The following is a 26,124-nucleotide window of genomic DNA, read 5'->3' as shown; positions in this document are numbered from 1 at the left end:
GACGGGCCAGGACTCCTTTCAAGACTCCTTCAAAGTCGGCCCCGTTACGATCGATCAATTCCCAGCCGTTATTCTCAGCGCTGCCAGGCTGCCCTCTGCCGCAAGGTCGAAGGGCGCTCATTCCGCCGCATGTCAGCGTTGTTCCGCGCCAACTTGAATCGCGATTGGATAGACCGAGCTCATCATGTCCACGTCCACCAAGCGCTGCTATTACGAGACCCTCGAAGTCGAACGCGACGCCGACGAAGGCAAGCTGAAATCGTCGTTCCGCAAGCTGGCGATGAAATTCCATCCCGATCGCAATCCCGGGGATGAGACCAGCGAAGTCAAGTTCAAGGAAATCAACGAGGCTTACGAGGTCCTGAAGGACAAGGACAAGCGCGCCGCCTATGATCGTTACGGTCACGCCGCGTTCGAGCAGGGCGGTGGCTTCGGCGGTGGCGCCGGCTTCGGCGCGGGCTTCGCCTCTTCTTTCTCCGACATCTTCGAGGATCTGTTCGGCATGGCCGGACAGCGCGGCCGCGGCGGCCGCGAGCGCGGCGCCGATCTGCGCTACAATATGGAAATCACCCTCGAGGAAGCCTTTGGCGGCAAGACCGCGCAGATCGAGATTCCGGTCTCGGTCACCTGCGAGGCCTGCTCGGGCATCGGTGCCAAGGCCGGCACCAAGCCGAAGACCTGCTCGACCTGCGGCGGCGCCGGCCGCGTGCGGCAGTCGCAGGGCTTCTTCACGCTGGAGCGGACCTGCCCGGGCTGTCAGGGCCGCGGCCAGATGATCGAGGACGCCTGCCCGTCCTGCGCGGGACAAGGGCGGGTCACCCGGGAGCGGACGCTCTCGGTCAACATTCCCCAAGGTGTCGAGGACGGCACACGGATCAGGCTCGCCGGCGAGGGCGAGGCTGGCGTCCGCGGCGGGCCGCCCGGCGACCTCTACATCTTCCTCTCGCTGGCCCAGCACCAGTTCTTCCAGCGCGACGGCGCGGACCTGCATTGCCGCGTGCCGATCTCGATGGTGACCGCCGCGCTCGGCGGCGAATTCGAGGTGCCGACCATCGACAAAGGCAAGACCAAGGTGAAGGTGCCCGCCGGGACCCAGTCGGGCCGCCGATTCCGCATTGCATCAAAGGGTATGCCGGTGCTGCGGTCGCGCCAGATGGGCGACATGTACGTTCAGGTCATGGTCGAGACCCCGCAGAACCTGACCAAAAAGCAGCAGGAATTGCTGGCCGAGTTCGAGAAGCTCTCCTCCGGCAACACCCAGCCGGAAGCCGAGGGTTTCTTCGCCAAGGTCAAGGATTTCTTCGGCAATCGGGCGAACTGACGCGTCTTGACCGTATCGCCTCCGGCCTATACGTCTTTATGACCATTTTCTGACACGCCGCGGTCCTGCGGTTCCGTCCGGTCCCGACATGCCATTGCCATCGTCCGCGCGTGCGTTGAAGAAGCCTCGTCTCGATGACGAGGTGCGCTTTCTCAGGTCGTGGATCGAAAAGCCCTTGCACATGGGCGCGGTGATGCCGTCCGGCAAGCTGCTGGCGCGGACCATGGCTCATTATGTCGATCCCGATTCCGACGCACCGGTGGTCGAGCTCGGACCCGGCACCGGCGCCATCACGTCCGCGCTGATCGAGCGCGGGGTCGACCAGAAACGTCTCGTTCTCGTCGAATACAATCCCGGCTTCTGCGCGCTGCTGCGCGACCGCTACCCGCAAGCCAAGGTGGTGCAGGGCGATGCCTACCGCCTGCGCGACACGCTCTGGAATGTCTTGAGCGCGCCGGCCAGCGCGGTCGTGTCCGGCCTGCCGCTCGTCACCAAACCGATGCTGACGCGGCTGCGGCTCATCCGCGATGCCTTCACCGCGCTCGCGCCCGGTGCGCCCTTCATCCAGTTCACCTATGCGGTGGTGCCGCCGATCCCGAAATCGCTATCCGGCGTGTCCACAGAGGCCTCGGAACGGATCTGGATGAACCTTCCGCCGGCCCGCGTCTGGGTGTATCGCAAGCATTAAATCCGCCGGCTCCTCTTTGCGCGGCGGGCTCGTTTCGCCGAATGCATGAGATTGGATGCCAGCCCCCAAGATCCTGATCATTCCCGGCTCGCTGCGCACCGGCTCGCACAATGCGAAGCTGGCGGCGGTGGCTGCTTACGAATTCGTCCAGGCCGGCGTCGACGTCACCCGCATCTCGCTCGCCGATTTTCCGCTGCCGATCTATGACGGCGATCTCCAGGCCAAATCCGGCGTGCCCAAGCACGCGATCAATCTGAAGCGCATGATCGGCGCGCATCACGGCGTCCTCATCGTCTCGCCCGAATACAACGCCTCGGTGCCGCCGCTGCTGAAGAACGCGATCGACTGGGTCAGCCGCGTGCACGAGCTGCACGAGGCGCGCGGAGAGGTGTTCCGCAACCGGGTCTTCGCGCTTGCCGGCGCGTCGCAGAGCCGGTTAGGTGCTGCTCGCGCGCTGCAGGCCCTGCGGCTGATCCTCTCCGCCTGCCACGCCAACGTGATTGCCAGCCAGCTCACGCTCGCCTTTGCCGACCAGGCCTATGACGATAGGGACAGGCTGAAGAACGAGGGCGATATCGCCGCGCTGAAGGAGCTGGTGACGCAGTTGATCGACGTTTCCCAACGCATGATGTGAGGTGACATGACGCCAGCCGAGATCGCCCCGAAGGACCGCCTGATCGTTGCGCTCGATCTGCCGAGCGTTGATGCCGCGGAGGCGATGATCGCGAAGCTCGGCGACAGCGTCACGTTCTACAAGATCGGCTATCAACTCGCTTATGCCGGCGGCCTGCCGCTGATCGGCAAGCTCGCTGATGCGGGCAAGAAGGTGTTCGCCGATCTCAAGATGCACGACATCGGCAACACCGTGACGCGCGGCGTGGAGAGCGTCGCCAAGCTGGGCGCGACCTTCGTCACCGTGCACGCCTATCCGCAGACCATGAAAGGCGCCGTCGAAGGCCGCGGCAGCGCCAGCCTGAAGATCCTCGCCGTGACGGTGCTGACGTCCTACGACGACGACGATTTGCATGCGGCCGGTTATCGGCTCAGCGTGTCGGAGCTGGTCGAGGCGCGTGCGCAGCAGGCGCAGGTGCTCGGTGTCGATGGCCTCGTGTCCTCGCCGGAGGAGGTGGGTAGCCTGCGCAAGATCGTCGGCCACCAGATGAGCCTCGTCACCCCCGGCATTCGTCCGGCGGGCGCCGCCAGCGGCGACCAGAAGCGCATCATGACGCCTAGCCGTGCGATCGCCGCCGGCGCGGATTATCTGGTCGTCGGGCGCCCGGTTGTGGAAGCCGCCGATCCCAAGGCGGTCGCGGACACCATCCACGCCGAGATCGCGCAAGCGCTCGGCTAACCCACTAAACAACAGGGAGAAGAACAATGGCAAAAGGCTACTGGATCGGGCGTGTCGACGTCAGCAATGACGAGGGCTATAAGCCCTACGCCATCGCCAACGGCCCGATCTTCAAGAAATGGGGCGGCCGCTTCGTCGTCCGCGCCGGCAAGTTCACCGCCGTCGAAGGCGCCAGCCGCAACCGCAACGTCGTGATCGAATTCCCTGACTACGAGACCGCGCTCGCCTGCTACAACTCGCCGGAATACCAGGCCAACATCAAGGTGCGCCAGCCGCACTCGATCGCCGACCTCATCGTCATCGAAGGCTACGACGGCCCGCAGCCGCAGGACGGCTGAGGCTCGATCCCGTCTTACCCTCCCTGGAGGGGCCTGGAGGGGAAGGGTCGATCGCGCGCAGCGCGAGCGGGGCGGGGTGATCTCTCCACCGGGCACTGTTCGTCGCGGAGAGACCGTCACCCCACCCCGTCACGCAATTTCGCTTTGCTCGATCGCGTGCCGACCCACGGGCGAGCTACGCTCGTCCCGGGCCCCTCCAGGGAAAAAGTAAGAGCGCCTGCGCCCCCCGATCGCCCCTCGGTTGCCGGAACTGCCTCCCCCCGCTACAACGGCCTCGAAGAGGATCACACCATGTCCGACATGCGCTTGATTGTTGCGGGAGCCGGCGGCCGGATGGGCCGGGCGCTGGTGCGGGCGATTGCTGAAAGCGAGGGCGCCGTGCTGGCCGGCGCGCTGGAGGCGCCGGGCTCCCAGCTGCTCGGCAAGGATGCCGGCGTGCTCGCCGGCCTGCCCGCCAACGGCATCAAGCTCTCCGCCGATCTCTGGGCGATGTGCAAGGAGGCCGACGGCATCCTCGATTTCACAGTGCCTGCGGCGACCATCGCCAATGTCGCGATCGGCGCCGAACGCGGCCTCGTGCACGTCATCGGCACGACCGGCCTGTCCGGCTCGGACAATGCCGTGATCAAGAGCGTCACCAATCGCGCCGTGGTGGTGCAGTCGGGCAATATGAGTCTCGGCGTCAATCTGCTCGCCGCCGTGGTCAAGCGCGTTGCGAAAGCGCTCGACCAGAGTTTTGATATCGAGATCGTCGAGACCCATCACCGCATGAAGGTCGATGCACCCTCGGGCACCGCGCTGATGCTGGGGCAGGCCGCAGCGAGCGGCCGCGGCGTCACCCTCGATGACCATTCCGAGCGTGGCCGGGACGGCATCACCGGCGCGCGCCGGCCGGGCAATATCGGCTTCGCCTCCTTGCGCGGCGGCACCGTGGCCGGCGACCATAGCGTCACCTTCCTTGGCCCGTTCGAGCGCCTGACGCTGTCGCATCAGGCCGAGGACCGCATGCTGTTCGCCCATGGTGCGCTCAAGGCGGCGCTGTGGGCGCACGGCAAGAAGCCGGGGCACTACACCATGGCCGACGTGCTCGGCCTCGACGATATCTGATCCAATCAAGCAACGGAAAGCAGTCAATGAGCGAACGCCTTCTCGTGCTCGTGCGCCACGGCCAGAGCGAATGGAATCTGAAGAACCTGTTCACGGGCTGGAAGGACCCTGACCTCACCGAGCTCGGCGTGAAGGAAGCCAAAGAAGCCGGCCGCAAGCTGAAGGCACAGGGCCTGGTGTTCGACGTCGCCTACACCTCGGTGCTGACGCGCGCGCAGCACACGCTCGATCTCATCCTCGCTGAGCTCGGCCAGGAGGGTCTGCCGACTTCGAAGGACCTCGCGCTCAACGAGCGCGACTACGGCGATCTCTCCGGTCTCAACAAGGACGACGCCCGCAAGAAATGGGGCGAGGAGCAGGTGCTGATCTGGCGCCGCTCCTACGACGTGCCGCCGCCCGGCGGCGAAAGCCTGAAGGACACGCTCGCGCGCGCGTTGCCGTACTACGTGCAGGAGATCCTGCCCGGTGTGCTCAACGGCAAGCGCACGCTGGTTGCCGCCCACGGCAACTCGCTGCGCGCGCTGATCATGGTGCTGGAGAAGCTCTCGCCCGAAGGCATTTTGAAGCGCGAGCTCGCCACCGGCGTGCCGATCATCTACCGCCTCAACGCGGATTCGACCGTGGCCTCGAAGCTGGATCTGGCGGGGTAGACTTTGCCGCAAGCGCGGTGCCGTAGGGTGGGTTAGACGGCGACTGCGCAAAGCGCAGTCGCTGGCGTAACCCACCACTTCTGTTCTGCGGAAACCAGAGAGGTGGGTTACGCTGCGCTAACCCACCCTACGAAATCCTACTGCATCTTGCCTACTGCAGCCCAAGCTGCCCGGCCTCCCAGCCCAGCATCGCCTGCTTGCGGGTGATGCCCCAATGATAGCCGGTGAGCGTGCCGCTCTTGCCGAGTGCGCGGTGGCAGGGCACGACGAAGGAGACCGGGTTCTTGCCGACGGCGGCACCGACGGCGCGTGAAGCCTTGGGATTCCTGATGTTGCAGGCGATGTCGGAATAGGACACTGCGCGGCCCATCGGAATCTTCAAGAGCGTCTCCCACACCCGCACTTCGAAATCGGTGCCGATCAGCACCACGCGCAGCGGCTGATCCGGCCGCCACAATTTTGGATCGAAGATGCGCGCGGCGAGCGGCGCGGTGCCTTCGTGATCTTCCACATAGGTGGCGTTCGGCCAGCGCCGCGTCATGTCGGCGAGCGCGATCTTCTCCTCGCCGTGATCGGCGAAGGCGAGGCCCGACAGGCCGCGATCGGTGGCGATCACGATCGCGGTGCCGAACGGCGAGGAATGGAAGCCGTAGCGCAGGGTGAGGCCGGCACCGCCGTTCTTCCATTCGCCCGGCGACATCGCTTCATGGGTGACGAAGAGGTCGTGCAGCCGGCCCGGCCCGGACAGGCCGGAGTCGAGCGCCGCGTCAAGGATGCTGGCGGAATCCCTGAGCAGGTTCTTGGCGTGGTCGAGGGTGAGCGCCTGCATGAAAGCCTTCGGCGTGATCGAAGCCCAGCGGCGGAACAGATGGTGCAGCTCATCCGGCGTGACGCCAGCGGCATCCGCCATCGCCTCGATGGTCGGTTGCGCGCGCCAGTTCGCCGAGATGAAGGCGATCGCCCGCCGCACCGAATCATAGTCGCGCAACGCGGCGTTCTGGGTGCCCGGCCTGGCCAGGCGCTGGTCATGTATCGCAAGGGTCATCATGACCGGAAATGTAGGGGAGGCGCTGGCGCGAAACCACCCGATTTCCGACTGTGCTCAGGTCGCCGGATGATAGGTCGGGCCGCGCCGCGCGGCGTTGAGAGCCCCCACCAAGGCATTGTAAAAGCTGGCCTTTTCTGCCGGCCCGAGAAAGCCCGCGATAAGCAGGCGGCGGCCGCGGGAGATCAGATAAAGGTGCTCGATGCCGTATTCCTCATCGACCTCCTGGTCGAGCCGGACCCAGAGCGGATTGAAGGTCCATTCGGCAACCTGGCCACGATGGCTGACGCGTCGCACCCGCAATTCCGACGGCGTCACCACGATTTCCTCGCTGGCCCGTGCGGCGCGAAAATTGACCTTGAAGGCCCACCAGATCACGAGCACGTCGAGACCGAAGAAGCCGAGCACCGGCCAGGCGCCCATCATCAGGAAAGCAAGGCCCGTGACGAAGCCGACGGCGCTCAGGAACAGCATCACGGCGAGAAAGCCGGTGCGGTTCAGCGAGCGGTGCGGCGTCAGCAGCGCGGAGAAGATCTGAGGCTCGTCCTCGCTCTCGGATCGCGTCCGCGCAATTTCGTTGCCAGTGCTCATCGTCCATCAGTATATCCCGATCATGGCGAAAATCACCCGCAAGCCGGTCCCGCGCAAAGCGGCGGTGCCGAAGAAAACGGCAAGACCGGTCGCGACCAAGCCGAGAGCACCCGCGAAGAAATCACTCAAAACCACAAAGCCGTGGACGCCGGCCGAGGTCCACGAGGTCTTCAGCCGCTTCCGCAAGGCCAATCCGGAGCCCAAGGGCGAGCTCGAGCACGTCAACCCGTTCACGCTGCTGGTCGCGGTGGTGCTGTCGGCACAGGCGACCGACGCCGGCGTCAACAAGGCGACGCGTGCGCTGTTCGAGGTTGCCGACACCCCGCAGAAGATGCTCGATCTCGGCGAGGAGCGCTTGCGCGACTACATCAAGACGATCGGCCTCTACCGCACCAAGGCCAGGAACGTGATCGCGCTGTCGGCCAAGCTGCTCAGTGAATTCGGCGGCGAGGTGCCGCGCACGCGGGCCGAGATCGAGTCGTTGCCCGGCGCAGGCCGCAAGACCGCCAACGTCGTGCTCAACATGGCCTTCGGCGAGCACACGATGGCAGTCGACACCCACGTCTTCCGCGTCGGCAATCGCACGGGCCTAGCGCCCGGCAAGACGCCGCTCGAGGTCGAGCTTGGCCTGGAAAAGGTGATCCCGGCCGAGTTCATGCTGCACGCGCATCATTGGCTGATCCTGCACGGCCGCTATACGTGCCTCGCGCGCAAGCCGCGCTGCGAGGTCTGCCTGGTCAACGATCTCTGTCGCTGGCCGGAGAAGACGGTGTGAGGCAGCGCCGCCCCGGGCGCCCCTATCGCACCTGCCGCGCCGGTTCGATCAGCTCGGGCCGCGGGCCCGACAGGCGCTTGTGCATGTGGACCATGAAGGCCATGCCGAAGATCGGCGTCGCCAGATTGACGATCGGGATCGAGACGAAGGCGGCGATGAACAGGCCGGCGGTGAAGATGGTCGCGGCATTGTCGCGCCGCATCGCCTTGGCTTCCTCCGGCGGGCGGAAGCGCATCGCGGCGAGCTCGAAATATTCGCGGCCCAGCAGCCAGGCGGCGGCGAGGAAGAAGATCAGGAAACCGGCGCCGGCGAACAGCACCAGCGGCAGAGCGGCGAGATAGACCAGGATGGCCACGAGCGCGGTCTTGATGCCCTCGAGCATCGCCCGGCTGAACGGCAGTGCCGCGCCCGGCCGCTCGGCCGGATAATGCTCGCGCTCGACGATGTCGGCGACGTCGTCGACGAACAGGCTCGCCACCAGCGAGGTGATCGCCGGCATCAGGAAGATGCCGCCGAACACGACGCCGAGACCCGTCGCGATCGAGACGATCCAGGACAGAACCTCGATCGATGAATGCCAGCCCGGCCCGAGCAGGCCTTCCAGCCACACCTCGCCGGAGGTCGCAAACCAGCTGAGCAGCCGCTGCAAGCCGATCGCCAGCACGGTGATCAGCACCAGCGCAAGCCCGATCGACCGCCACAGGATCGAGCGCATCGGCGGCGAGATCAATTGCGACAGCGCCTTAATGGCGGCATCCAGCATGGGGGACCCTCTGAGGTAAACACTGCGCGAGAGGTAGACACCCAATGCGGCTTCGGCAAGGGCGGTGGGCCGTCTCCCCTTGTCGGTGAAGGTGGCGCGATTTCTTCTTTACCCTCCCCTGGAGGGTAAGATTCAGCCTAGTCGTGTCTATGCCCGTGCTTGCGCGCCTTCGCCGGCTTGCCATCCCCGGTCGGGATCATCACCACGCGGCCGTAGCGCACGCCGCGTTCGGCGATGATGTGGTCGGCGAAATGTCTGACTTCGGAGGCAGCGCCGCGCAACGCCGTCATCTCCATGCAATTGTTGTCGTCGAGGTGAACATGCAGCGTCGCCAGCGCGAGGTCGTGGTGGCCGTGGAATTCCTGCACCAGCCGTTTCGACAGATCGCGCGCCGCGTGGTCATAGACGTAGACGAGGCCGGCGACGCATTGGCCAGTTTGCGCGGTGTCCTCGGCGCTCTGCTGCAGGCCGGCGCGCGCGAGGTCGCGGATGATCTCGGAGCGGTTCTGGTAACCGCGCGCTTCGGCCGCGGCGTCGATCTCCGCCAGGAGATCGTCCTCGATCGTGATGGTAATCCGCTGCATCAGATGCTCCCGCTTATGTCCTCTGAACCGTAGCCCGGATGGAGCGAAGCGCAATCCGGGACGGTGCAATATGAGGCAGGACCCCCGGATTTCGCTTACGCTCCATCCGGGCTACACAGCGTCCTTACAGCCGCGTCGCACGCAGCCGCAGCGCGTTGCCGACGACGCTGACCGAGGACAGCGCCATCGCCGCCGCGGCGATGATCGGGGAGAGCAGCAGACCGAACGCCGGATAGAGAACGCCGGCGGCGATCGGAATCCCGGCGGCGTTGTAGATGAAGGCGAAGAACAGGTTCTGCCGGATGTTGCTCATCGTCGCCTGCGACAGTTTTCGCGCGCGGACGATGCCGACGAGGTCGCCCTTGAGCAGCGTCACGCCGGCGCTCTCCATCGCAACGTCGGTGCCGGTGCCCATGGCGATGCCGACCTCGGCCGCCGCCAGCGCCGGCGCGTCGTTGACGCCGTCGCCGGCCATGGCGACGCTGCGGCCGGCCTTCTGCAGCTTGGTCACTACCGCGCTCTTCTGGTCCGGCAGCACTTCGGCCTCGACCTCGGCGATGCCGAGCCGGCGCGCCACGGCCTCGGCCGTGGTGCGGTTGTCTCCGGTCAGCATGATCACCTTGATGCCTTCCGCCGCGAGCGCCTTCAGCGCCTCCGGCGTCGAGGCCTTGACCGGATCTGCGATCGCAAACAGGCCGGCAAGCCGGCCGTCGACGGCCATGTTGATCACGGTGGCGCCGTCACCGCGCAGCCGCTCGGCTTCGGCGGCGAGCGAATGGGTGTCGACGCCGAGCGACGACAGATATCTGGCATTGCCGAGCACGATGGTCTTGCCGTCGACCTTGCCCGTCGCGCCCTTGCCCGTCGGCGAGTCGAACTGCTCGACCTGGCCGAGGGTGAGCTGCTTTTCCTTGGCCGCGCGCACGATGGCGTCGGCCAGCGGATGCTCGCTGGCGCGCTCGACGGTGGCCGCCAGCCGGAGGATGTCTTCTTCCGCGAAGCCGGACGCCGGCGCGATCGTCACCACCTTGGGCTTGCCTTCGGTCAGCGTGCCTGTTTTGTCGACCACGAGCGTGTCGATCTTCTCCATACGCTCCAGCGCCTCGGCGTTCTTGATGAGCACACCGCCTTGCGCGCCGCGGCCGACGCCGACCATGATCGACATCGGCGTCGCGAGGCCGAGCGCGCAGGGACATGCGATGATCAGCACGCTGACAGCCGCGACCAGGCCGAAGGCCAGCCGCGGCTCCGGTCCGAACCAGGCCCAGGCACCGAAGGCGGCGAGGGCAACGACGATCACGGCCGGCACGAACCAGCCGGAGACTTGGTCGGCCAGGCGCTGGATCGGCGCGCGCGAGCGCTGCGCATCCGCGACCATTTGCACGATCTGCGACAGCATCGTCTCGCGCCCGACCTTGTCGGCACGCATGATGAAGCTGCCGGACTGGTTCAGCGTGCCGGCAATGACCTTGGCGCCAGTCTCCTTGGTGACCGGCATGGATTCGCCTGTCACGAGTGATTCATCTAGCGACGAGCGGCCTTCGAGGATGACGCCGTCGACCGGCACCTTCTCGCCGGGACGGACGCGCAGGCGATCGCCGGCGTGCAGCGTGTCGATCTCGACCTCGTGCTCGCTGCCGTCGGCGTCGACGCGGCGCGCGGTCTTCGGCGCGAGCTGCAGCAGCGCCTTGATCGCGCCCGAGGTCGCATCGCGGGCGCGCAGCTCCAGCACCTGGCCGAGCAGCACCAGGACGGTGATGACGGCGGCCGCCTCGAAATAGACTGCGACCGCGCCCTCATGGCCGCGGAAGGTGGCGGGGAAGATCTGCGGCGTGACCGTGCCGAGCACGCTGTAGACATAGGCAACGCCCGTACCCATCGCGATCAGCGTGAACATGTTGAGATTGCGCGTCAGCAGCGATTGCCAGCCGCGAACGAAGAACGGCCAGCCGGCCCACAGCACCACGGGCGTTGCAAAGACGAGCTGGATCCAATTCGACACGGTCGGATCGATCCAGCTGTGGGGGCCCGCGAGGTGGCCGCCCATCTCCAGCGCGATCGGCGGCAGCGACAGCACGCCGCCGATCCAGAACCGTCGCGTCATGTCGGCGAGCTCGGGATTTGGGCCGGTCTCAAGGCTTGCGACCTCAGGCTCCAGCGCCATGCCGCAGATCGGGCACGTGCCCGGACCGACTTGGCGGATCTGCGGGTGCATCGGACAGGTGTAGATCGTGCCCGCGGGCATCTCCGGTTCGGGCGCCTTGTCCTTGGCAAGATACTTGGCGGGATCGGCGGCGAACTTGGTGCGGCAGCCGGACGAGCAGAAATGGAAGGTCTCGCCGTGATGTGTGATGCGATGCTTCGAGGTCGCGGGATCGACCATCATGCCGCAGACGGGATCTTTGACCTTGGTTGCGGCGTCGCCGTGATGATGGTCGTGGCCGGCATGATCGCCGTGGCCGCCGCAGCACGAGGTAGCCTCGGGCTTCGCCGCCGGCGCTGCAGCTTTCGTGGAACAGCCGCATCCGGAATGCGTTCCCGCGCTGTGACGATGCTCGTGCTCGTTGTTGTTCATTGCCATGTTCCGGCCTTTGCGCTTGGTCTTGAAACCTATACCCGGTAGGGGTATATAGACCCCATGCGCAAGGACATCAAGGCATCCGTCGGAAAACGTCTCGGCCGAATCGAGGGCCAGGTTCGTGGCCTCTCGAGAATGGTAGAGGAAGACCGCTACTGCATCGACATCGTGACGCAAATCGCGGCGGTGCGCGCCGCGCTGCGCCGGGTCGAGGAAGAGGTTTTGAAGGATCACGTCGCCCATTGCGTCGAGCACGCCATCGCGAGCGGCGACAAGGCCGACCAGCGCGCCAAGATCGCGGAGCTGATGGCGGTGATCGGACGGGCGGATCGGTAGCGCGCGCTCTCTCCACCGCCGTTGCTTCGCTGCGCTCGTGGCGAAGTCTCGTAGGGTGGGCAAAGCGGAGCGTGCCCACCGTCGGTCAGTGATCGCGCCCGAACGTGGGCACGGCGCTTCGCGCCTTTGCCCACCCTACGAGACCGTGCGAACCTAAGCCGTCTTCTCCCGCGCCCGCGCGCGATACATCGCGAGCTCGCTCAGCTGCACGAAATGCTCGGAGAAAGCCACACTGGCTCGCGCAGGCGGCGCGCTCACTTCTTGAGCCGGAATTTCACCCGACGTCGCTTCGTCAGCCGCTTCAGGAGCGAGCGGCGGCGCCACGAGCGCTTCTGGAAACACACTGAATGAGCCCGCCACCTCCTCGAGCGGCTTCTGCTTGTCGGCCCAGTGCAAGGCGGTGTAGTCGAACCCGTGCACGATGGTGGGTTTGACGACTTCGAAATAGGGCGAGATGTCGAAGTCGCGGGGCATGTAGAGCGAGGAATCGCGGATGTGCAGTATCTCGCGCCGTGCGGCGCGGCTGCCGGCCTTGGTGATCTTCGGCAGGATCGGGTAGCGCACGGCGTCGAAGGCCTGCGCGATCAGCGCCGAGCAGATGATCTTGGTCGGGTCGCCCGAGCCGATCGCGATCATGCGTCGGCGCCAGCGCTGCGGTATCGGCAGCGGGAACAGATAGCGCATGAGGTCGACGATGTTCTTGGTGTCGTAGCCGAAGCCGATGCGGTTGATCGCATAGCGGCACACCGTGGTGCGATCCTCATAGGACAGCCCGACCGGGCGGCAGACGCGGGTGTGATAGGGGAAATATTTCGACAGCGGCGCCGAGGTGACGCCCTCGCCGATATTGGCCTCGATCAGAACATGCGGCTCGCCATTGGACTCCTCTGCCCCATCGATCGGACCGACATAGAGCGCGGCGTGCGACCAGGTCGACTGCGTCAAGTATTTGATGATGCCGGAGATGCGGTTGTTGCCCTCGACCAGCAGCACGTCGCCGGGCTCGATGATGCCGCGCAGATGCTCGGGGTCGCTCGGCGTGAACGGCTCATAGCCCGGCACCTCCTTTGAGAGGTACGCGGCAATCACCTTGCCGACAGAATCCAGGACCGTCCCCATCTCAACCCCCCACGGCCTTTTCCGGCCGTCTTTTTCCCTTCTCTATCATGGTCGAAACGTGTTGCAATTCGGTTCATCACTCTGTGAGATCAAGCATGGTTGATTCACCATCCTGGTTGCTGCGCAACATCGGATACGGCAAGGTTCGCGGGCTGTTCACGTTCGCCGCAAGTCCCCGGAAACCATGACATGACAATCACGCGCCGCGGCTTTCTTTCGGCGTCGGCGGCCCTTGCGGCGATGCCGGTGCTGCGCGCATCGGCCGCGCCCCTGCCGCGCGAGGCTGATATCGTCGTGATCGGTGCGGGGGCGGCGGGAATTGCCGCGGCGCGGCGTATCTTGGCAACGGGCCGCAAGGTCATCGTGGTGGAAGCGGCCGCGCAGGTCGGCGGCCGCTGCATCACCGACAGCACCACCTTCGACACGCCGTTCGACCGGGGCGCGCGCTGGATGTACAATCCCGACACCAACCCGATGATCCGGCTGGCGCGCAGTGCCGGGCTGGACGTGCTGCCGGCGCCCTCGGGCCAGAAGATGCGCATTGGCCGCCGCAACGCGCGCGCGGGCGAGACCGAGCAATTCCTGGCCGCCCTGGTGCGCGTCAACCGCGCCATCGACGAGGCCGGACGGGGCAAGCTCGACACCTCCTGCGCATCGGTGCTGCCGAAGGATCTCGGCGACTGGGCCGGCGCGGCCGAGTTCATGCTGGGCGCGAGCTTTGCCGGCAAGGACCTGAAGGAGCTGTCTGCCATCGACAAGGGACGCGCGCAGGACCGCAACGCGGCGATCGCCTGCCGCCAGGGCCTGGGCACGCTAATCGCCAAGCTCGGCGAGCAGGCGCCGGTGGCGCTGTCCACACCAGCGAGCCGCATCGCCTGGAGCAACCGCGACGTCAGCGTCGAGACGCAAGCCGGCAAGATCGCCGCGCGCGCCGCCATCGTCACGGTCTCGACCAATGTGCTGACATCGGGCGCGATCAAATTCGCGCCCGACATTCCCAAGCGGACGCTGGATGCGGCATCGAAGCTTAGCCTCGGCAGCTACGATCGTATCGTGCTGCAGCTGCCGGGCAATCCCCTCGGCCTGTCGCGCGACGACATCCTCATCGAGCAGAGCAACTCGACCCGCACGGCGCTGATGTTAGCCAATATCGGCGGCTCCTCGCTGTGCTCGATCGATGTCGGCGGCTCGTTCGGCCGCGATCTCGCCGAGCAGGGCGAGAAGGCGATGGTGGCTTTCGCCAGGGAATGGATCACGAAGCTGTTCGGCAGCGAGGCCGCTTCCGTGGTGCAGAAGACCAGCGCCACGCGCTGGAACGCCTCGCCCTACGTCATGGGCGCGATGTCGGCAGCCTCGCCGGGCGGCCAGCTGTCGCGAAGGACCCTGGCCGAGCCGATCGGCAATGTGTTCCTCGCCGGCGAAGCCACGCACGAGACGCTCTGGGGCACCGTCGACGGCGCCTGGGAAAGCGGCGAACGCGCCGCGGACGCCGCCTTGCGCAAGATCGGCGCGCTGAAGGACGAGCCGGCCGACGTGCCGACGCAGTCGACGAAGAAGCGGCGCGTGCCGAAGCAGTAAGACGATCAAGCCGCGATAAATTCCACTGTCGTCCGGACAGGCGCAGCGAAGCGGAGCGCAGATTCGGGACCCATACTCACAGGGAGTGGTTTGGCGAAGACTCGGAGTTGCCACCTTGCCCCATAACCACTCCCCGGGGTTATGGGTCCCGGGCTCGCGCTACGCGCGCCCCGGGACGACAGCGGAGATGTTATCGCAGCACGCCATCCAGCACCGGCAATCCAAAGATCACCGCCATCGCAATCAGCGCGTAGCAGATGCCGCGAAACACCTTCTCGCTGGCGCGGCCGAACAATGAGCTGCCGAACGCAACGCCAACCGCATAGACCGGGCCGACGATCAGCGACAGCACCAGCGATTCGCGGCTGATCAGGCCGGTCGCCGCGTAGCTGATCATCGAGAAGAAATCCGAGGCGCCGAAGAACAGCACGATGTTGGCGCGCGCGACCATCGGCGCGATCGGGCGGCCGAGCCAGTAGCCGACGATCGGCGGGCCGCCGGTTTGCGCGAGCCCGCTGCAGAAGCCGGAGAGGCCGCCGATGCCCACCGACAGCCAGGCATGGTCCTTGCCGCGATAGCGCCAGCCCGACAGCAGCAGAAGGAGCAGCGCCGCTACGAAGCAGGAGATGATCCAGCGCGTGGTAACGGGTTCGAGCACGCTGAGGAAATAGGTGCCGATGGGTACGCCGATCAGCGCGCCCAGCACTATCACGGCCGTGGCCTTGCGATCGGCCTTCCGCCATGCATCCGGCAGCAGCGGCGCGGCTGCGACGAAATCGATGACGAGAAGCAGGGCAGCAACGAGCCGCGGTGCCGCGATGCTGCTCGCCAGCGGCATGAAGATCAGCGCCGAACCGAAGCCGGAGAAGCCGCGCGCTGTGCCCGAAACGAAAGCGACGGCGCAGAGCGCCGCCGCGATCGTGAGGCTGACGTCCTTCGGAAGGAAGTCAGCAGGACTCATCCGCGCAACGTGCCGCCGGTCTTCTTGGTGACCTCGGCCACGATCTTCGTGGCGACGGCCTCGATCTCCTGATCGGTCAGGGTTTTCTCGCGCGGCTGCAGCGTGATCGCGATCGCGATCGACTTCTTGCCGTCATCGATGCCCTTGCCTTCGTAGATATCGAAGACATTGACGCCGGTGATCAGCTTCTTGTCGACGCCTTGCGCCGCGCGAACGATGTCGCCGGCCTTGACGGCGCGGTCGACAATGAAAGCGAAGTCACGCGACACCGGCTGGAACGCCGAGAGCTCGATCAAGGGCTTGGCGCGCGTCGGCTTCTTCTTCGCCTCGGGGATGCGGTCGAGGATCACCTCAAAGACGACAAGCGGCCCGTCGGCGCCGAGCGCCTCGAGGGCTCTCGGGTGCACTTCGCCGAAATATCCGAGCACGTTCTGCGGCCCGATCTGGATCGTGCCGGAGCGACCCGGATGCAGCCAGCCGGGACCACCCGCCACGATCTGCAGCGCCTGCATCGGCGCGCCGGCCACCGCCAGCACCGCCAGCGCATCGGCCTTGGCGTCGAACACGTCGGCCTGCGCCGAGCCGGTCCAGTGCCGGCCGAGCCCTTCGGACGAAGCAAGGCCGCGGCGCACGCCACTCGCCGCCATGAACTGGTCCTGCGGGAGATCGCCCTTGAACACCTGGCCGACCTCGAACAGCGCGACATCGCCGAAGCCGCGATCGGCATTGGCCTGCGCCGCCGCGATCAGGCCGGCCAGCAGGGTCGGGCGCATGTCGGAGAGATCCGAGGCGATCGGGTTGGCAACCTCGAGCTCGCGCTGTCCGCCGCCGAACAATTCGGCCGCAGATTTTGCGATGAACGACCAGGTCACGGCTTCGACCATGCCGCGGCTCGCGAGCGCGCGCCGCGCGCGGCGGTTGCGCAGCTGCAGCGGCGTCAGCACCGGCTTGCGCGGCTCGTCGCCGCGCTCGAACGGCGTCATCGGCACCTTGTCGACGCCGAAGATGCGGACGATCTCCTCGACGATGTCGGCCTTGCCGTGCACGTCGGAGCGCCAGGACGGCACCGCGACCTTCACCACCGGGCCGGGACCCGCCATCATGAAGCCGAGATGGGTCAGGATGCGCTTCATCTCAACCTGCGGCACCTCAATGCCAGACAGGCGCTTGACTTCGGTGATCGGGAATTCGATCAGGCGGTCGTCGCCAAAGGTCTTGCCGACCAGGACGGTTTCAGAGGGCGCGCCGCCGCACATCTCCATCACCAGCTTGGTCGCGAGCTCGATGCCGGGCACCATGAAGGCTGGATCGACGCCGCGTTCGAAGCGGTAGCGCGCGTCCGAATTGATGCCGAGCTTGCGGCCGGTCTGGGCGATGTTGATCTCGTTCCACAGCGCCGATTCGATCAGCACGTCTGTGGTGTTCTCGTCGCAGCCCGATGCTTCGCCGCCCATGATGCCGGCGAGCGATTCGACGCCGTGCTCGTCCGCGATCACGCAAATGGCGGGATCGAGATTGTAGGTGCGGCCGTCGAGCGCCAGCAGGCTCTCGCCCTCGCGCGCGCGGCGCACGACGAGATTGCCCTTCACCTTCTTGGCGTCGAACACGTGCAGCGGGCGTGCGCGGTCGTAGGTCACAAAATTGGTGATGTCGACCAGCGCGTTGATCGGACGCAGGCCGATCGCGGTCAGCCGCTTCTGCAGCCATTCCGGTGACGGCCCGTTCTTGACCCCGCGCACGAGACGGAGCGCAAAGCCCGGGCACAGCGTGGCATCCTCGACCGTCACCTTCACGGGACAGGGGAATTCGCCCTTGACCGGCTTGATGGTGGGATCCTTGAACTTGCCCATGTCGGCGGCGGCGAGATCGCGCGCGATGCCGTGCACGCCGGTGCAGTCCTGCCGGTTCGGCGTCAGATTGATCTCGATGACGGGATCTCCGAGGCCGGCCCATTCGGCATAGGCAGCACCGATTGGCGCGTCCGCCGGCAATTCCATGATGCCGTCATGATCGTTGGAGATCTGCAGCTCGGCCGCCGAGCACAGCATGCCGCGGCTCTCGACGCCGCGGATGGTGCCGACACCGAGCGTGATATCCTTGCCGGGAATGTAGGTGCCGGGCGGCGAGAACACGCTGACGAGCCCGGCGCGCGCATTCGGCGCGCCGCACACCACCTGCACCGGCGCACCACCGTCGCCGGTGTCGACCATGCAGACGCGCAGGCGATCCGCATTCGGATGCTGCTCGGCCGAGATCACCTTCGCAATGGTGAACGGCTTCAGCGCCTTCGCCTTGTCCTCGATGTTCTCGACCTCGAGCCCGATCATGGTGAGCTTGTCGGCGAGTTTTTCGAGCGGCTCGTCGGTCTCGAGATGATCCTTCAGCCAGGAGAGGGTGAATTTCACGTGCTGAGCCCTCCGGCAAGCGTTGGCACTTCGAGCGGCTTGAAGCCATAGTGGCTCAGCCAGCGGACGTCGCTGTCGAACAGCTGGCGCAAATCGGCGATGCCGTATTTCAGCATGGCGATGCGGTCGATGCCCATGCCCCAGGCGAAGCCCTGGTGCTCGTCGGGATCGATGCCGCAGGCGCGCAGCACGTTGGGATGCACCATGCCGCAGCCGAGAATCTCGAGCCAATCCTCGCCCTCGCCGAAGCGGATCTCGCCCTTGTCGCGGCGGCACTGGATGTCGACTTCGAGCGAAGGCTCGGTGAACGGGAAGAACGAGGGCCGGAAGCGCATGTTGATGTGGTCGACCTCGAAGAACGCCTTGCAGAACTCGTGCAGGATCCATTTGAGATGGCCGAGATGCGAGCTCTTGTCGATGACGAGGCCCTCGACCTGGTGGAATTGCGGCGTGTGGGTCGCGTCCGAATCGATGCGATAGGTGCGGCCCGGGCAGATCACGCGGATCGGCGGCTTCTGGCTCAGCATGGTGCGCACCTGCACCGGCGAGGTGTGGGTCCGCAGCAGCATGCGCGAGCCGTCCTGCTTCGGATGGAAGAAGAACGTGTCGTGCATCTCGCGCGCCGGATGGCCTTCCGGGAAATTCAGCTTGGTGAAGTTGTAATCGTCGGTCTCGATGTCGGGGCCTTCGGCCACCGAGAATCCCATGTCGGCGAAGATGGTGGTGAGCTCGTCCCAGACCTGGCTCAGCGGATGGATGCGGCCGGCCTCAGCCGGCGCATCGCGCAGCGGCAGGGTCACGTCGACGGTCTCGGACGCCAGCCGCGCATCGAGCGCCGCCGACTTCAGCACGTCGCGCCGCGCAGCAAGCGCCTGGCTGACTTCGTCCTTGGCCTGGTTGATCGCCGCGCCTTGCGTCTTGCGCTCGTCCGGCGACATCTTGCCGAGCGTGGCGAGCAGCGCCGAGATCGAGCCCTTCTTGCCGAGGGCTGCAACACGCACGGCCTCGAGCGCGGCCTCGTCGGCAGCGGCGGCGATGTCGGCGATGATCTGGGCTTGGAGCTGGGCAAGATCGGTCATGGCAATCCCTTTTGGCCAGGATGCTGAGCCGATGATCCTAGCCCGTCACGCCCGGCCAAAAGCGCGAAGCGCATCTTCGCGTTAGATTCGCCGGGCATCCACGTCGGAGAAGTGTATGCGCGAGAGATGACGGCCGGGGCGATGAACGCGCGACACGCGCCTCTGCCCGGGCCATCACAAGCTGAACGCTGCGCAAGTCGCGCAGTGGGGCGGCTTACGCCGCCAGCGCGGCTTTGGCCTTCTCGGCGATCGCTTGGAACGCGGCGGGCTCGCGGATCGCGAGATCCGACAGCACCTTGCGGTCCACGGTGATGCCCGACTTGGCAAGGCCGTCGATAAATCGGCTGTAGGTCAGGCCGAACGGACGGACCGCGGCGTTGAGGCGCTGGATCCAGAGCGCGCGGAAGGTGCGCTTGCGACGCTTGCGGTCGCGGAAGGCGTATTGCTGGGCCTTCTCCACGGCCGGCTTGGCGGCGCGGATGGTGTTCTTGCGGCGGCCATAGAAGCCCTTGGCGGCCTTGTAGACTTTCTTGTGCTTGGCGTGGGCGGTCACACCGCGTTTGACGCGAGACATGACGAGATCCTTCAGAGATGACTTGGTTATCGGATCGCCGCGGGATGCGCGGCAGAGGTGGCAATGATCGTGGACCCGATCAGGCGTTCGGCAAGAAGTACTTCTTGACGTTGTCGCCGTCGGTCTTGAACAGCACGCGGGTGCCGCGGAGCTGACGGATCTGCTTCTTCGTCCGCTTGATCATGCCGTGACGCTTGCCGCGCTGGGCGTGCATCACTTTGCCGGTGGCAGTCACCTTGAAGCGCTTTTTAGCGCCCGATTTGGTCTTCAGCTTGGGCATTTGGCTCTCCTAATGGCCACAGAGATCCGCCCGCGAAGGCGGCTGGACCGTCAAAAATGCTCGTTAGAGCGTTGATTGTGCTCAAGTTTTGCGAACAGGCGCGAAACCCGCACGAGACACCGCCACGGCAGCCCGTAAATCAGCCGGGCGGTGAAGGCTGGGCTTATGACAGAGGACAGGCCAATTGGCAACGATGAACCGCCGCAACCTGCCCGCCGACTATTGAACGCTGCCACCCCTCATGTCCAAGCCTTCTCGCCTGAAGCAGGTCCAAAATGGCTCATTTCCCGCAACTTCTGATTTCATTCGCCCGCCCGCGCCCTCTGGCGCTGTTCGCCGTGCTCGCCGCGGCTGCGCTGCCACAGGCGGCTGACGCCCGCGCCGGCGGCTATGACGGCATCTGGAACGTCACCTTCGCCACCACCCGCGGCAATTGCAGCTCGGGCTACAGCGTTCCCTTCACCGTGACCGGCACCCGCGTCTCCTCCGCCGGCGGCGGCCGGGTCTCGGGCCGGGTCAACCGTTCCGGCGCTGTCGCCGTGCAGGTCTCGGTCGGCGCCTCCCACGCCAGTGGCGGCGGCCGGCTCGCCGGCGTGAACGGCGCCGGGTCGTGGAAGGGAATTATCTCCGGCGACCAGTGCAGCGGAACCTGGCAGGCGACGAGGACCTGACACACAAAACGGCCCGCCGGGGATCCGGACGGGCCGTTGAAATTCTCGAGGTCCTAAAGCGTTGCGCGTCAGCGCGGCGCCAGCACCATTACGACCTGGCGACCTTCGAACCGCGCGTCCTGCTCGACCTTGGCGAGCTCGGCGACGTCGGTCTTGATCTTGTCGAGCAACTTGGTGCCGATCTCCTGGTGCGCCATTTCGCGGCCGCGATAGCGCAGCGTGATCTTGACCTTGTCACCCTCTTCGAAGAAGCGCTGCATCGCGCGCATCTTCACGTCGTAATCGTGGTCGTCGATCATCGGACGGAGCTTGATCTCCTTGATCTCGACGGTCTTCTGCCGTTTGCGGGCTTCCGCGGCTTTCTTCTGAGCGGAATACTTGTACTTCCCGTAATCCATGATCTTGCAGACGGGAGGGCTGGTATTCGGCGAAATCTCGACCAGGTCCATCCCGACTTCCTGCGCCATGCGGATGGCGACGACGGTCTCGACCGTGCCTTTGTTGTCACCGGTCTGGTCGATCAGCTGGATCTGCGCATTGCGGATATCATCATTGATGCGCGGCCCGTCTTTGCTGGCAGCGGGCGGAGCTTTATTAGGACGGCGAATGGGTGGTTCTCCAAAGTTGTGAAAGAAGCGGCTATTTTGAAGGAAGATGCGTTTGCCGGCAAGCAAGTCGCTGGTGCGAGGCGCGAAAAACCCTCAAATGCGATGCATTTTGGTCACGGCCCTCGGCACGCTGACCGACATAGACACCTTGCCTCTGTTCCGCAAGCGTCCCAAAGGACCAATACCGATGCCGGTCGTGCTTTCGGAACAGGTCCGGACAGCTCAAACCGCACAATCAGAGTAAACGTTCCATGACCGACGCAATTCCCGATGCCGCGCTTGAATTCATCGATGTGGGCGAAGGGCCGTCCGCCCGCAGGATCGCGGTGCGCCGCCGTCCTGGGAAAGGCCCCGGCCTGGTCTGGCTCGGCGGATTCAAGTCGGACATGCAGGGCGGCAAGGCCGTGGCGCTGGATGCCTGGGCCCACGAGCGCGGCCGCGCAATCGTTCGCTTCGACTATTCCGGCCACGGCGAATCCAGCGGCGATTTCGCCATGGGGACCATCGGCAGCTGGCTCGAGGACAGTGTTGCGGTGTTCGAACGCTTCTGCGACGGCCCGCAAATCCTGATCGGCTCGTCGATGGGCGGCTGGATGGCGCTGCTGCTCGCGCGCGAGATCAAGAAGCGTGCCGGCAAAGCGTCGCTCGCAGGGCTCGTCCTGATCGCGCCGGCGCCCGATTTCACCGAAGAGCTGATGTGGAAGAATTTTTCGCCCGCAGTGAAGAAGGAGATCGAGACCAAGGGCTTCTGGCTGCGCCCATCGGAATATGGCGACGGCTCGCCCTATCCGATCACGCGGAACCTGATCGAGGAGGGACGCAATCACCTCGTGCTGGGCAGCGCCATCGATCTCGGCTGCCCCGTCCGCATCCTGCAAGGCGCGAAGGACCCTGATGTGCCCTGGCAGCACGCGTTTGCGCTGACTCATCGCCTGCCGGCCGACGACGTCGTGCTGACCATGATCCAGGACGGCGATCACCGCCTGTCCCGCCCGCAGGACATCGCGCGCCTTCTTGCGGCGGTGGCTGAGATCGGGTGATGTGTCATCTTCCTTCTCCCCTTGCGGGAGAAGGTGGCTTCGCGAAGCGAAGTCGGATGAGGGGTTCTCTCCACGGGCCCGAATGAGAGTTGGACTCGCGGAAGCAACCCCTCACCCGAACGAAATGCGCGTCAACGAGCGGAGCTGGCCTCTCCCGCAAGGGGAGAGGGCATAACAACTGGGAGGCAACGCCAATGACCACCACCGCCATGCTGCGCGCCTTCTGCGATGCCGTCGAGCAGCGCAACGGCGAAGCCTTCGCCCAGCTGTTCACCGAGGACGGCGTCTATCACGATGTCTTCTACGGCGCCTTCGCCGGCCGCGCGAAGATCGCCGCGATGATCGACGACTGGTTCTACCGCACGGCGACCGATTTCCGCTGGGACATGCATGATCCCGTCACCGACGGCACCACGCTCTATGCGCGCTACACCTTCAGCTATAGATCGACCCTGCCGGAAGCAAACGGCGCGCGGGCGATGTTCGAGGGCGTTGCGATCATGACGCTGAAGGGCGGCAGGATCGCGAGCTATCACGAGGTCGCCAACACCGCGCCGGCGTTCGTCGATTTGAACTTCGCCCCGGAGCGGATCGCGAAGATCGTCGCCAAGCAGGGTGCCGAACTGAAGGCGCGGCCGGAGATGCAGCGGCATTTGGACTAGGTCGTCATTCCGGGGCGCGCGAAGCGCGAACCCGGAATCCATTTCAACTCTTGGCCTGCGGCCCGATGGATTCCGGGTCTGCGCCTGACGGCGCATCCCGGAATGACGACCGGAGAGAGGCGCGCGCTCCTACCGCTTCGACGGATTCACCATCGGCTTGCGCTGCGCCAGCGCGGCCACCGTCGCGGTGCCGATCGGACCCTGTTCGTCATAGAGCCAGCATTCGCCGATCGCGACACCGTCGGTGGCGTGGTGGTTCACCACCTCGAAGCCGATCCACTCCGTCGCCGGCAGGCGGTGCAGATAGATCGTGACATCGCTGTTGATGTAGCCGAGCCCCTGGTCGCCGGCATTGGCAAACGGGCTCGCAAAATCGGCGCCGGTGGCGACGCGGACGAACGGCGTCATCGGGGTGCCCGCGACGAGCTCACGCACCTCGCTCATCCACAATCTGCGCGGGCCGAGCGAGCCCATATGGCCGACGATCGGGCGTGTCGCCCATTTGCCGTTCATGCCGAGCCTGGGATCGGTCGGCTTGGGGATCTCGGCCGGCTTCGGTGCGTCCCAGTTCGGCGGCGACCAGACATTGCCATCGGGATTTTGCGTCTTGCGCAGCAGCTGGCACGAGGCGCGCGCCATGCTGACCCCGCCGGAAAAGAACTCCGCTTCCACCACGCGGATGCGCATGCCGTCGCGCACCAGCCGCGTCGTCACTTCGATCGGCTTGTCGATAGTCGGCAGCCGGAACATGTCGACCGTGAGCCGCGCCGGCACGAATTCGGGCCCGGAATGGCGCTCCTCGATGACGAAGCCGAGCAGTCCGACGATGACGCGTCCGTGCAGCGATTTCGGATCCCATGGACCGTTGGCGACTTCCGTCGGATGGAATGTATCGCCGTCGCGGGTGAAGAAAGGCATGCTTGTCATGACGCGCGAGATTGCGGGAATGGGCGGGGAAATCAAGGGTGGTGAGAGCATGTGCCAGCCACAACATGAGTGTCATCGCCCGGCTTGACCGGGCGATCCAGTACTCCGCGGCAGTTGTGATTGAATCGATAGGCCGCGGCGCACTGGATTCCCCGCCTTCGCGGGGAATGACTACGGTGAGCTAGGAAGCGGCGCGCCACTCCTTGCGCACACTCTCGTCGTGCTCGTTACTGATCGCAGCACCCTTCATCGCCTCAAACTCTTCGCGCGCCAGCAACTGGCCCAGCGCCCACACCGCCGCGCCGCGCACCAGCGGACTTGCGTCATCCAACAATCGCCGCGCCGCCTCAGCCAGCGCCACCTCGCCTGAGTTGCCGATCGCAATCAGCACATTGCGCACGAACCGGTCGCGGCCGATGCGCTTCACCGGCGATTTCGTGAACAGCGCACGGAATGCCGCGTCGTCCAGCCGTGCCAGCTCAGCGAGCGAGGGCGCGCGCAACTCGTCGCGCGCGGCGAGTTTTGCCTCACGCCCCTCTTGCGCAAACTTGTTCCAGGGGCAGGCGGCAAGGCAATCATCGCAGCCATAGATGCGGTTGCCGATGCTCTTGCGAAACTCGTGCGGGATCGGGCCCTTGTTCTCGATGGTCAGATACGAGATGCAGCGCCGCGCATCTAGCTTGTAGGGCGCTGGAAACGCCGCGGTCGGGCAGATGTCGAGGCAGGCTCGGCACGAGCCGCAATGATCGATCTCGGGTTCGTCGCGCGGCAGCTCCAGCGTGGTGTAGATAGCGCCGAGAAACAGCCACGAGCCGAACTCGCGCGAGACGAGATTGGTGTGCTTGCCCTGCCAGCCCAGATGCGCGGCCTGCGCCAGCGGCTTCTCCATCACTGCCGCGGTGTCGACGAACACCTTCACCTCGCTCGGCGCGGTCGCGACCAGCCAGCGCGCCAGCGCCTTCAGCCGCTTCTTGATGAGGTCGTGATAGTCGTCGCCTTGCGCATAGACCGAGATCGCCGCGCGCGCGCGCTGCTTCAGGATCGCGAGCGGATCGGAGTCGGGACCGTAATTGACGCCGAGCATGATCACGCTGCGCACATCGGCCCACAGCCCGCGCGGGTCGACGCGGCGCTCCGGCTGGTTCGCAAGCCAATCCATGTCGCCATGGCCGCCCGAGGCGATGAATTCGAGGAAGTATTGTCCGGCCGCATCGATCGAGCCCGGCGCGGTGACGCCGATGCAGTCGAAGCCGAGCGCGTGCGCTTCGCGCGCCAGCGCCGCCTTCAGTTCAGTCGGGTCGCAGCTCAGAAATCCAGGTCCACATAGGTCCGCGACGCCGGCACGCCGGCCAGCCATTCGCTGAGGAGCGGACGGAACGACGGGCGGGATTTCACCCGCGCGTACCACGCCTTTGCTGCGTCGTCCTCGCTCCATGGCACGTCGCCCAGATAGTCGATCGCCGAAAGGTGCGCCGCGGCGGCGAGATCCGCGTAGGTGAGCCGGTCGCCGGCGAGGAAGTTGCGGGTCTGCGCCAGCCAGCCGATATAGGCCAGATGATAGCGCACATTGGCCTTCGCTGCGCGCATCACGTCGGCCGAAGGCGGCCCGCCGCCGTTCTCCTCGCTCATGAAGCGCTTGTAGATGCGCTCGGTGACGAGTGGATGCGAGACTTCCTCGAAGAACTTTTCGTTGAACCAGGCCATCAGCCGGCGCACCTCGACACGCTCGGCAAGCGTCTCCGGCATCAGGCGCTTGGGGCCCATCCCGGCCCCATAGGCCTCATCGACATATTCGGCGATGATGGCCGCGCCCGGAATCGGCGGCTGCTCGTCGTCCACCAGCACGGGCGTGGTGCCGGCCGCATTGAGCAGCAGAAACGCCTCGCGCCGCTCCCAGCTGCGCTCCTCGATCAGCTTCAGGTCGAGCCCGTATTCACCCGCGATCAGGCGAATGAAGCGCGAATGCGGACAGAACGGATGATGAAACAGCGTAAACATGAAGCCTTTGACTATGTGATGGTGCTTAAGAATCCATCAATGTTTGTGCGGCGCCACACTAGTCCTTCAAAACCTCGAAGCAAGGGCGTGATTCG

The 26,124-nt window shown here is 65.6% G+C and carries 28 protein-coding genes; 13 read left to right on the top strand and 15 right to left on the bottom strand.

All coding sequences use genetic code 11. The features are described from left to right. The first annotated feature begins 184 nt into the window (after positions 1-184). The 7 genes from dnaJ (at position 185) to GA0061099_RS06170 (ending at position 5,455) form a co-directional block, all read left to right on the top strand. Complete coding sequence (dnaJ, locus tag GA0061099_RS06200) at positions 185-1,321, top strand: molecular chaperone DnaJ (RefSeq protein WP_036024343.1); 1,137 nt, start codon at positions 185-187, stop codon at positions 1,319-1,321. A gap of 88 nt (positions 1,322-1,409) precedes the next feature. Then, positions 1,410-2,009 (top strand): class I SAM-dependent methyltransferase, encoded by a 600-nt coding sequence (locus tag GA0061099_RS06195; RefSeq protein WP_036003251.1) that lies wholly within the window; start codon positions 1,410-1,412, stop codon positions 2,007-2,009. Positions 2,010-2,064: 55 nt separating this feature from the next. Next, the gene (locus GA0061099_RS06190) at positions 2,065-2,643 is read left to right on the top strand and encodes an NADPH-dependent FMN reductase (RefSeq protein ID WP_036024345.1); all 579 of its coding nucleotides are present in this window, start codon (positions 2,065-2,067) and stop codon (positions 2,641-2,643) included. Positions 2,644-2,649: 6 nt separating this feature from the next. After that, entirely contained in the window at positions 2,650-3,360 is a 711-nt protein-coding gene (pyrF, locus tag GA0061099_RS06185; protein WP_036024347.1) for an orotidine-5'-phosphate decarboxylase, read from the top strand. 26 nt (positions 3,361-3,386) lie between these two features. Then, complete coding sequence (locus tag GA0061099_RS06180) at positions 3,387-3,698, top strand: DUF1330 domain-containing protein (RefSeq protein ID WP_036003256.1); 312 nt, start codon at positions 3,387-3,389, stop codon at positions 3,696-3,698. A gap of 291 nt (positions 3,699-3,989) precedes the next feature. Beyond that, positions 3,990-4,805: a 4-hydroxy-tetrahydrodipicolinate reductase gene (gene dapB, locus GA0061099_RS06175; protein WP_036024349.1), complete on the top strand. Its 816-nt coding sequence runs from the start codon at positions 3,990-3,992 to the stop codon at positions 4,803-4,805. A gap of 26 nt (positions 4,806-4,831) precedes the next feature. Beyond that, positions 4,832-5,455, top strand: coding sequence for a 2,3-bisphosphoglycerate-dependent phosphoglycerate mutase (locus GA0061099_RS06170; RefSeq protein WP_036003261.1), 624 nt, complete (start codon positions 4,832-4,834; stop codon positions 5,453-5,455). A 151-nt stretch (positions 5,456-5,606) separates the two neighbouring features. Here the strand turns inward: GA0061099_RS06170 and GA0061099_RS06165 are convergent, their stop codons facing one another. Both GA0061099_RS06165 and GA0061099_RS06160 read right to left on the bottom strand, forming a co-directional pair. Then, positions 5,607-6,503, bottom strand: a complete 897-nt coding sequence (locus GA0061099_RS06165; protein WP_036024351.1) for a methylated-DNA--[protein]-cysteine S-methyltransferase — start codon at positions 6,501-6,503, stop codon at positions 5,607-5,609. A gap of 54 nt (positions 6,504-6,557) precedes the next feature. Then, complete coding sequence (locus GA0061099_RS06160; protein WP_036024353.1) at positions 6,558-7,091, bottom strand: DUF2244 domain-containing protein; 534 nt, start codon at positions 7,089-7,091, stop codon at positions 6,558-6,560. A 22-nt stretch (positions 7,092-7,113) separates the two neighbouring features. Between GA0061099_RS06160 and nth the strand changes: the two genes are divergently transcribed. Next, entirely contained in the window at positions 7,114-7,866 is a 753-nt protein-coding gene (nth, locus tag GA0061099_RS06155; protein ID WP_036024369.1) for an endonuclease III, read from the top strand. Positions 7,867-7,888: 22 nt separating this feature from the next. Here the strand turns inward: nth and GA0061099_RS06150 are convergent, their stop codons facing one another. The 3 genes from GA0061099_RS06150 to GA0061099_RS06140 all read right to left on the bottom strand — a co-directional run bounded on the left by GA0061099_RS06150 (position 7,889) and on the right by GA0061099_RS06140 (position 11,788). Next, positions 7,889-8,629, bottom strand: coding sequence for a sulfate transporter family protein (locus tag GA0061099_RS06150; RefSeq protein WP_036024354.1), 741 nt, complete (start codon positions 8,627-8,629; stop codon positions 7,889-7,891). Between the two features lie 137 nt (positions 8,630-8,766). Continuing rightward, the gene (gene nikR, locus GA0061099_RS06145; protein WP_036003294.1) at positions 8,767-9,213 is read right to left on the bottom strand and encodes a nickel-responsive transcriptional regulator NikR; all 447 of its coding nucleotides are present in this window, start codon (positions 9,211-9,213) and stop codon (positions 8,767-8,769) included. Positions 9,214-9,337: 124 nt separating this feature from the next. Next, entirely contained in the window at positions 9,338-11,788 is a 2,451-nt protein-coding gene (locus GA0061099_RS06140; protein WP_036024355.1) for a heavy metal translocating P-type ATPase, read from the bottom strand. A gap of 63 nt (positions 11,789-11,851) precedes the next feature. Between GA0061099_RS06140 and GA0061099_RS06135 the strand changes: the two genes are divergently transcribed. Continuing rightward, positions 11,852-12,127 carry a metal-sensitive transcriptional regulator gene (locus GA0061099_RS06135; protein WP_036003300.1) on the top strand — a complete coding sequence of 92 codons (276 nt, stop codon included), beginning with the start codon at positions 11,852-11,854 and terminating at the stop codon, positions 12,125-12,127. A gap of 153 nt (positions 12,128-12,280) precedes the next feature. On the opposite strand, the gene GA0061099_RS06130 is transcribed toward GA0061099_RS06135, so the two are convergent. Next, complete coding sequence (locus GA0061099_RS06130; RefSeq protein WP_074447580.1) at positions 12,281-13,246, bottom strand: YiiX/YebB-like N1pC/P60 family cysteine hydrolase; 966 nt, start codon at positions 13,244-13,246, stop codon at positions 12,281-12,283. Positions 13,247-13,435: 189 nt separating this feature from the next. Here GA0061099_RS06130 and GA0061099_RS06125 point away from each other — a divergent pair, with 189 nt between their 5' ends. Continuing rightward, positions 13,436-14,824 (top strand): flavin monoamine oxidase family protein, encoded by a 1,389-nt coding sequence (locus GA0061099_RS06125; RefSeq protein ID WP_036024359.1) that lies wholly within the window; start codon positions 13,436-13,438, stop codon positions 14,822-14,824. Positions 14,825-15,014: 190 nt separating this feature from the next. Here GA0061099_RS06125 and GA0061099_RS06120 read toward each other — a convergent pair whose 3' ends face one another. The 5 genes from GA0061099_RS06120 to rpmI all read right to left on the bottom strand — a co-directional run bounded on the left by GA0061099_RS06120 (position 15,015) and on the right by rpmI (position 20,123). Further along, complete coding sequence (locus GA0061099_RS06120) at positions 15,015-15,785, bottom strand: sulfite exporter TauE/SafE family protein (protein ID WP_074447579.1); 771 nt, start codon at positions 15,783-15,785, stop codon at positions 15,015-15,017. Continuing rightward, positions 15,782-18,190 (bottom strand): phenylalanine--tRNA ligase subunit beta, encoded by a 2,409-nt coding sequence (pheT, locus tag GA0061099_RS06115; protein ID WP_036024377.1) that lies wholly within the window; start codon positions 18,188-18,190, stop codon positions 15,782-15,784. The genes GA0061099_RS06120 and pheT overlap by 4 nt, the downstream gene beginning before the upstream one ends. Then, the gene (gene pheS, locus GA0061099_RS06110; protein ID WP_036024378.1) at positions 18,187-19,269 is read right to left on the bottom strand and encodes a phenylalanine--tRNA ligase subunit alpha; all 1,083 of its coding nucleotides are present in this window, start codon (positions 19,267-19,269) and stop codon (positions 18,187-18,189) included. The genes pheT and pheS overlap by 4 nt, the downstream gene beginning before the upstream one ends. A gap of 214 nt (positions 19,270-19,483) precedes the next feature. Further along, positions 19,484-19,843: a 50S ribosomal protein L20 gene (rplT, locus tag GA0061099_RS06105; protein WP_027550107.1), complete on the bottom strand. Its 360-nt coding sequence runs from the start codon at positions 19,841-19,843 to the stop codon at positions 19,484-19,486. Positions 19,844-19,922: 79 nt separating this feature from the next. Beyond that, positions 19,923-20,123 carry a 50S ribosomal protein L35 gene (gene rpmI / locus GA0061099_RS06100; protein ID WP_008539890.1) on the bottom strand — a complete coding sequence of 67 codons (201 nt, stop codon included), beginning with the start codon at positions 20,121-20,123 and terminating at the stop codon, positions 19,923-19,925. A gap of 275 nt (positions 20,124-20,398) precedes the next feature. Here rpmI and GA0061099_RS06095 point away from each other — a divergent pair, with 275 nt between their 5' ends. After that, a complete protein-coding gene (locus tag GA0061099_RS06095; protein ID WP_036024380.1) occupies positions 20,399-20,794 on the top strand; it encodes a hypothetical protein in 396 nt (131 codons plus the stop codon). A 68-nt stretch (positions 20,795-20,862) separates the two neighbouring features. On the opposite strand, the gene infC is transcribed toward GA0061099_RS06095, so the two are convergent. Continuing rightward, the gene (infC, locus tag GA0061099_RS06090) at positions 20,863-21,402 is read right to left on the bottom strand and encodes a translation initiation factor IF-3 (RefSeq protein ID WP_074447655.1); all 540 of its coding nucleotides are present in this window, start codon (positions 21,400-21,402) and stop codon (positions 20,863-20,865) included. Positions 21,403-21,653: 251 nt separating this feature from the next. On the opposite strand from infC, the gene GA0061099_RS06085 reads away from it, so the two are divergent. Further along, positions 21,654-22,442 (top strand): alpha/beta hydrolase, encoded by a 789-nt coding sequence (locus tag GA0061099_RS06085; RefSeq protein WP_036003334.1) that lies wholly within the window; start codon positions 21,654-21,656, stop codon positions 22,440-22,442. 194 nt (positions 22,443-22,636) lie between these two features. Further along, positions 22,637-23,104: a nuclear transport factor 2 family protein gene (locus GA0061099_RS06080; protein ID WP_036024382.1), complete on the top strand. Its 468-nt coding sequence runs from the start codon at positions 22,637-22,639 to the stop codon at positions 23,102-23,104. A gap of 129 nt (positions 23,105-23,233) precedes the next feature. Here GA0061099_RS06080 and GA0061099_RS06075 read toward each other — a convergent pair whose 3' ends face one another. The 3 genes from GA0061099_RS06075 to GA0061099_RS06065 form a co-directional block, all read right to left on the bottom strand. Beyond that, the gene (locus GA0061099_RS06075; protein ID WP_036024383.1) at positions 23,234-24,031 is read right to left on the bottom strand and encodes an acyl-CoA thioesterase domain-containing protein; all 798 of its coding nucleotides are present in this window, start codon (positions 24,029-24,031) and stop codon (positions 23,234-23,236) included. Between the two features lie 181 nt (positions 24,032-24,212). Continuing rightward, positions 24,213-25,388, bottom strand: coding sequence for a tRNA epoxyqueuosine(34) reductase QueG (queG, locus tag GA0061099_RS06070; RefSeq protein ID WP_036024385.1), 1,176 nt, complete (start codon positions 25,386-25,388; stop codon positions 24,213-24,215). Next, entirely contained in the window at positions 25,337-26,029 is a 693-nt protein-coding gene (locus tag GA0061099_RS06065) for a glutathione S-transferase family protein (protein ID WP_036024387.1), read from the bottom strand. The genes queG and GA0061099_RS06065 overlap by 52 nt, the downstream gene beginning before the upstream one ends. Between the last annotated feature and the right edge of the window lie 95 nt (positions 26,030-26,124).

The sequence above is a fragment of the Bradyrhizobium yuanmingense genome, from assembly GCF_900094575.1.
Taxonomy (GTDB): Bacteria; Pseudomonadota; Alphaproteobacteria; order Rhizobiales; family Xanthobacteraceae; genus Bradyrhizobium; species Bradyrhizobium yuanmingense.
Note: the sequence above shows the minus strand (reverse complement) of the source record. Positions and strands in the feature narration are given on the sequence as shown.

Excerpts from the sequence above, each read along its gene's own strand:
- GA0061099_RS06195 (WP_036003251.1), top strand. The coding sequence starts at position 1,410 with ATGCCATTGCCATCGTCCGCGCGTGCGTTGAAGAAGCCTCGTCTCGAT.
- dapB (WP_036024349.1), top strand. The coding sequence starts at position 3,990 with ATGTCCGACATGCGCTTGATTGTTGCGGGAGCCGGCGGCCGGATGGGC.
- GA0061099_RS06130 (WP_074447580.1), bottom strand. The coding sequence starts at position 13,246 with ATGGGGACGGTCCTGGATTCTGTCGGCAAGGTGATTGCCGCGTACCTC.
- pheS (WP_036024378.1), bottom strand. The coding sequence starts at position 19,269 with ATGACCGATCTTGCCCAGCTCCAAGCCCAGATCATCGCCGACATCGCC.
- GA0061099_RS06075 (WP_036024383.1), bottom strand. The coding sequence starts at position 24,031 with ATGACAAGCATGCCTTTCTTCACCCGCGACGGCGATACATTCCATCCG.
- GA0061099_RS06190 (WP_036024345.1), top strand. The coding sequence starts at position 2,065 with ATGCCAGCCCCCAAGATCCTGATCATTCCCGGCTCGCTGCGCACCGGC.
- rplT (WP_027550107.1), bottom strand. The coding sequence starts at position 19,843 with ATGTCTCGCGTCAAACGCGGTGTGACCGCCCACGCCAAGCACAAGAAA.
- GA0061099_RS06065 (WP_036024387.1), bottom strand. The coding sequence starts at position 26,029 with ATGTTTACGCTGTTTCATCATCCGTTCTGTCCGCATTCGCGCTTCATT.
- GA0061099_RS06160 (WP_036024353.1), bottom strand. The coding sequence starts at position 7,091 with ATGAGCACTGGCAACGAAATTGCGCGGACGCGATCCGAGAGCGAGGAC.
- GA0061099_RS06135 (WP_036003300.1), top strand. The coding sequence starts at position 11,852 with ATGCGCAAGGACATCAAGGCATCCGTCGGAAAACGTCTCGGCCGAATC.
- GA0061099_RS06180 (WP_036003256.1), top strand. The coding sequence starts at position 3,387 with ATGGCAAAAGGCTACTGGATCGGGCGTGTCGACGTCAGCAATGACGAG.
- nth (WP_036024369.1), top strand. The coding sequence starts at position 7,114 with ATGGCGAAAATCACCCGCAAGCCGGTCCCGCGCAAAGCGGCGGTGCCG.
- GA0061099_RS06085 (WP_036003334.1), top strand. The coding sequence starts at position 21,654 with ATGACCGACGCAATTCCCGATGCCGCGCTTGAATTCATCGATGTGGGC.
- queG (WP_036024385.1), bottom strand. The coding sequence starts at position 25,388 with ATGGCTGGCCGGCGTGCCGGCGTCGCGGACCTATGTGGACCTGGATTT.
- GA0061099_RS06080 (WP_036024382.1), top strand. The coding sequence starts at position 22,637 with ATGACCACCACCGCCATGCTGCGCGCCTTCTGCGATGCCGTCGAGCAG.
- rpmI (WP_008539890.1), bottom strand. The coding sequence starts at position 20,123 with ATGCCCAAGCTGAAGACCAAATCGGGCGCTAAAAAGCGCTTCAAGGTG.
- GA0061099_RS06120 (WP_074447579.1), bottom strand. The coding sequence starts at position 15,785 with ATGAGTCCTGCTGACTTCCTTCCGAAGGACGTCAGCCTCACGATCGCG.
- pyrF (WP_036024347.1), top strand. The coding sequence starts at position 2,650 with ATGACGCCAGCCGAGATCGCCCCGAAGGACCGCCTGATCGTTGCGCTC.
- nikR (WP_036003294.1), bottom strand. The coding sequence starts at position 9,213 with ATGCAGCGGATTACCATCACGATCGAGGACGATCTCCTGGCGGAGATC.
- GA0061099_RS06140 (WP_036024355.1), bottom strand. The coding sequence starts at position 11,788 with ATGAACAACAACGAGCACGAGCATCGTCACAGCGCGGGAACGCATTCC.
- GA0061099_RS06150 (WP_036024354.1), bottom strand. The coding sequence starts at position 8,629 with ATGCTGGATGCCGCCATTAAGGCGCTGTCGCAATTGATCTCGCCGCCG.
- dnaJ (WP_036024343.1), top strand. The coding sequence starts at position 185 with ATGTCCACGTCCACCAAGCGCTGCTATTACGAGACCCTCGAAGTCGAA.
- GA0061099_RS06165 (WP_036024351.1), bottom strand. The coding sequence starts at position 6,503 with ATGATGACCCTTGCGATACATGACCAGCGCCTGGCCAGGCCGGGCACC.
- GA0061099_RS06095 (WP_036024380.1), top strand. The coding sequence starts at position 20,399 with ATGGCTCATTTCCCGCAACTTCTGATTTCATTCGCCCGCCCGCGCCCT.
- GA0061099_RS06125 (WP_036024359.1), top strand. The coding sequence starts at position 13,436 with ATGACAATCACGCGCCGCGGCTTTCTTTCGGCGTCGGCGGCCCTTGCG.
- GA0061099_RS06170 (WP_036003261.1), top strand. The coding sequence starts at position 4,832 with ATGAGCGAACGCCTTCTCGTGCTCGTGCGCCACGGCCAGAGCGAATGG.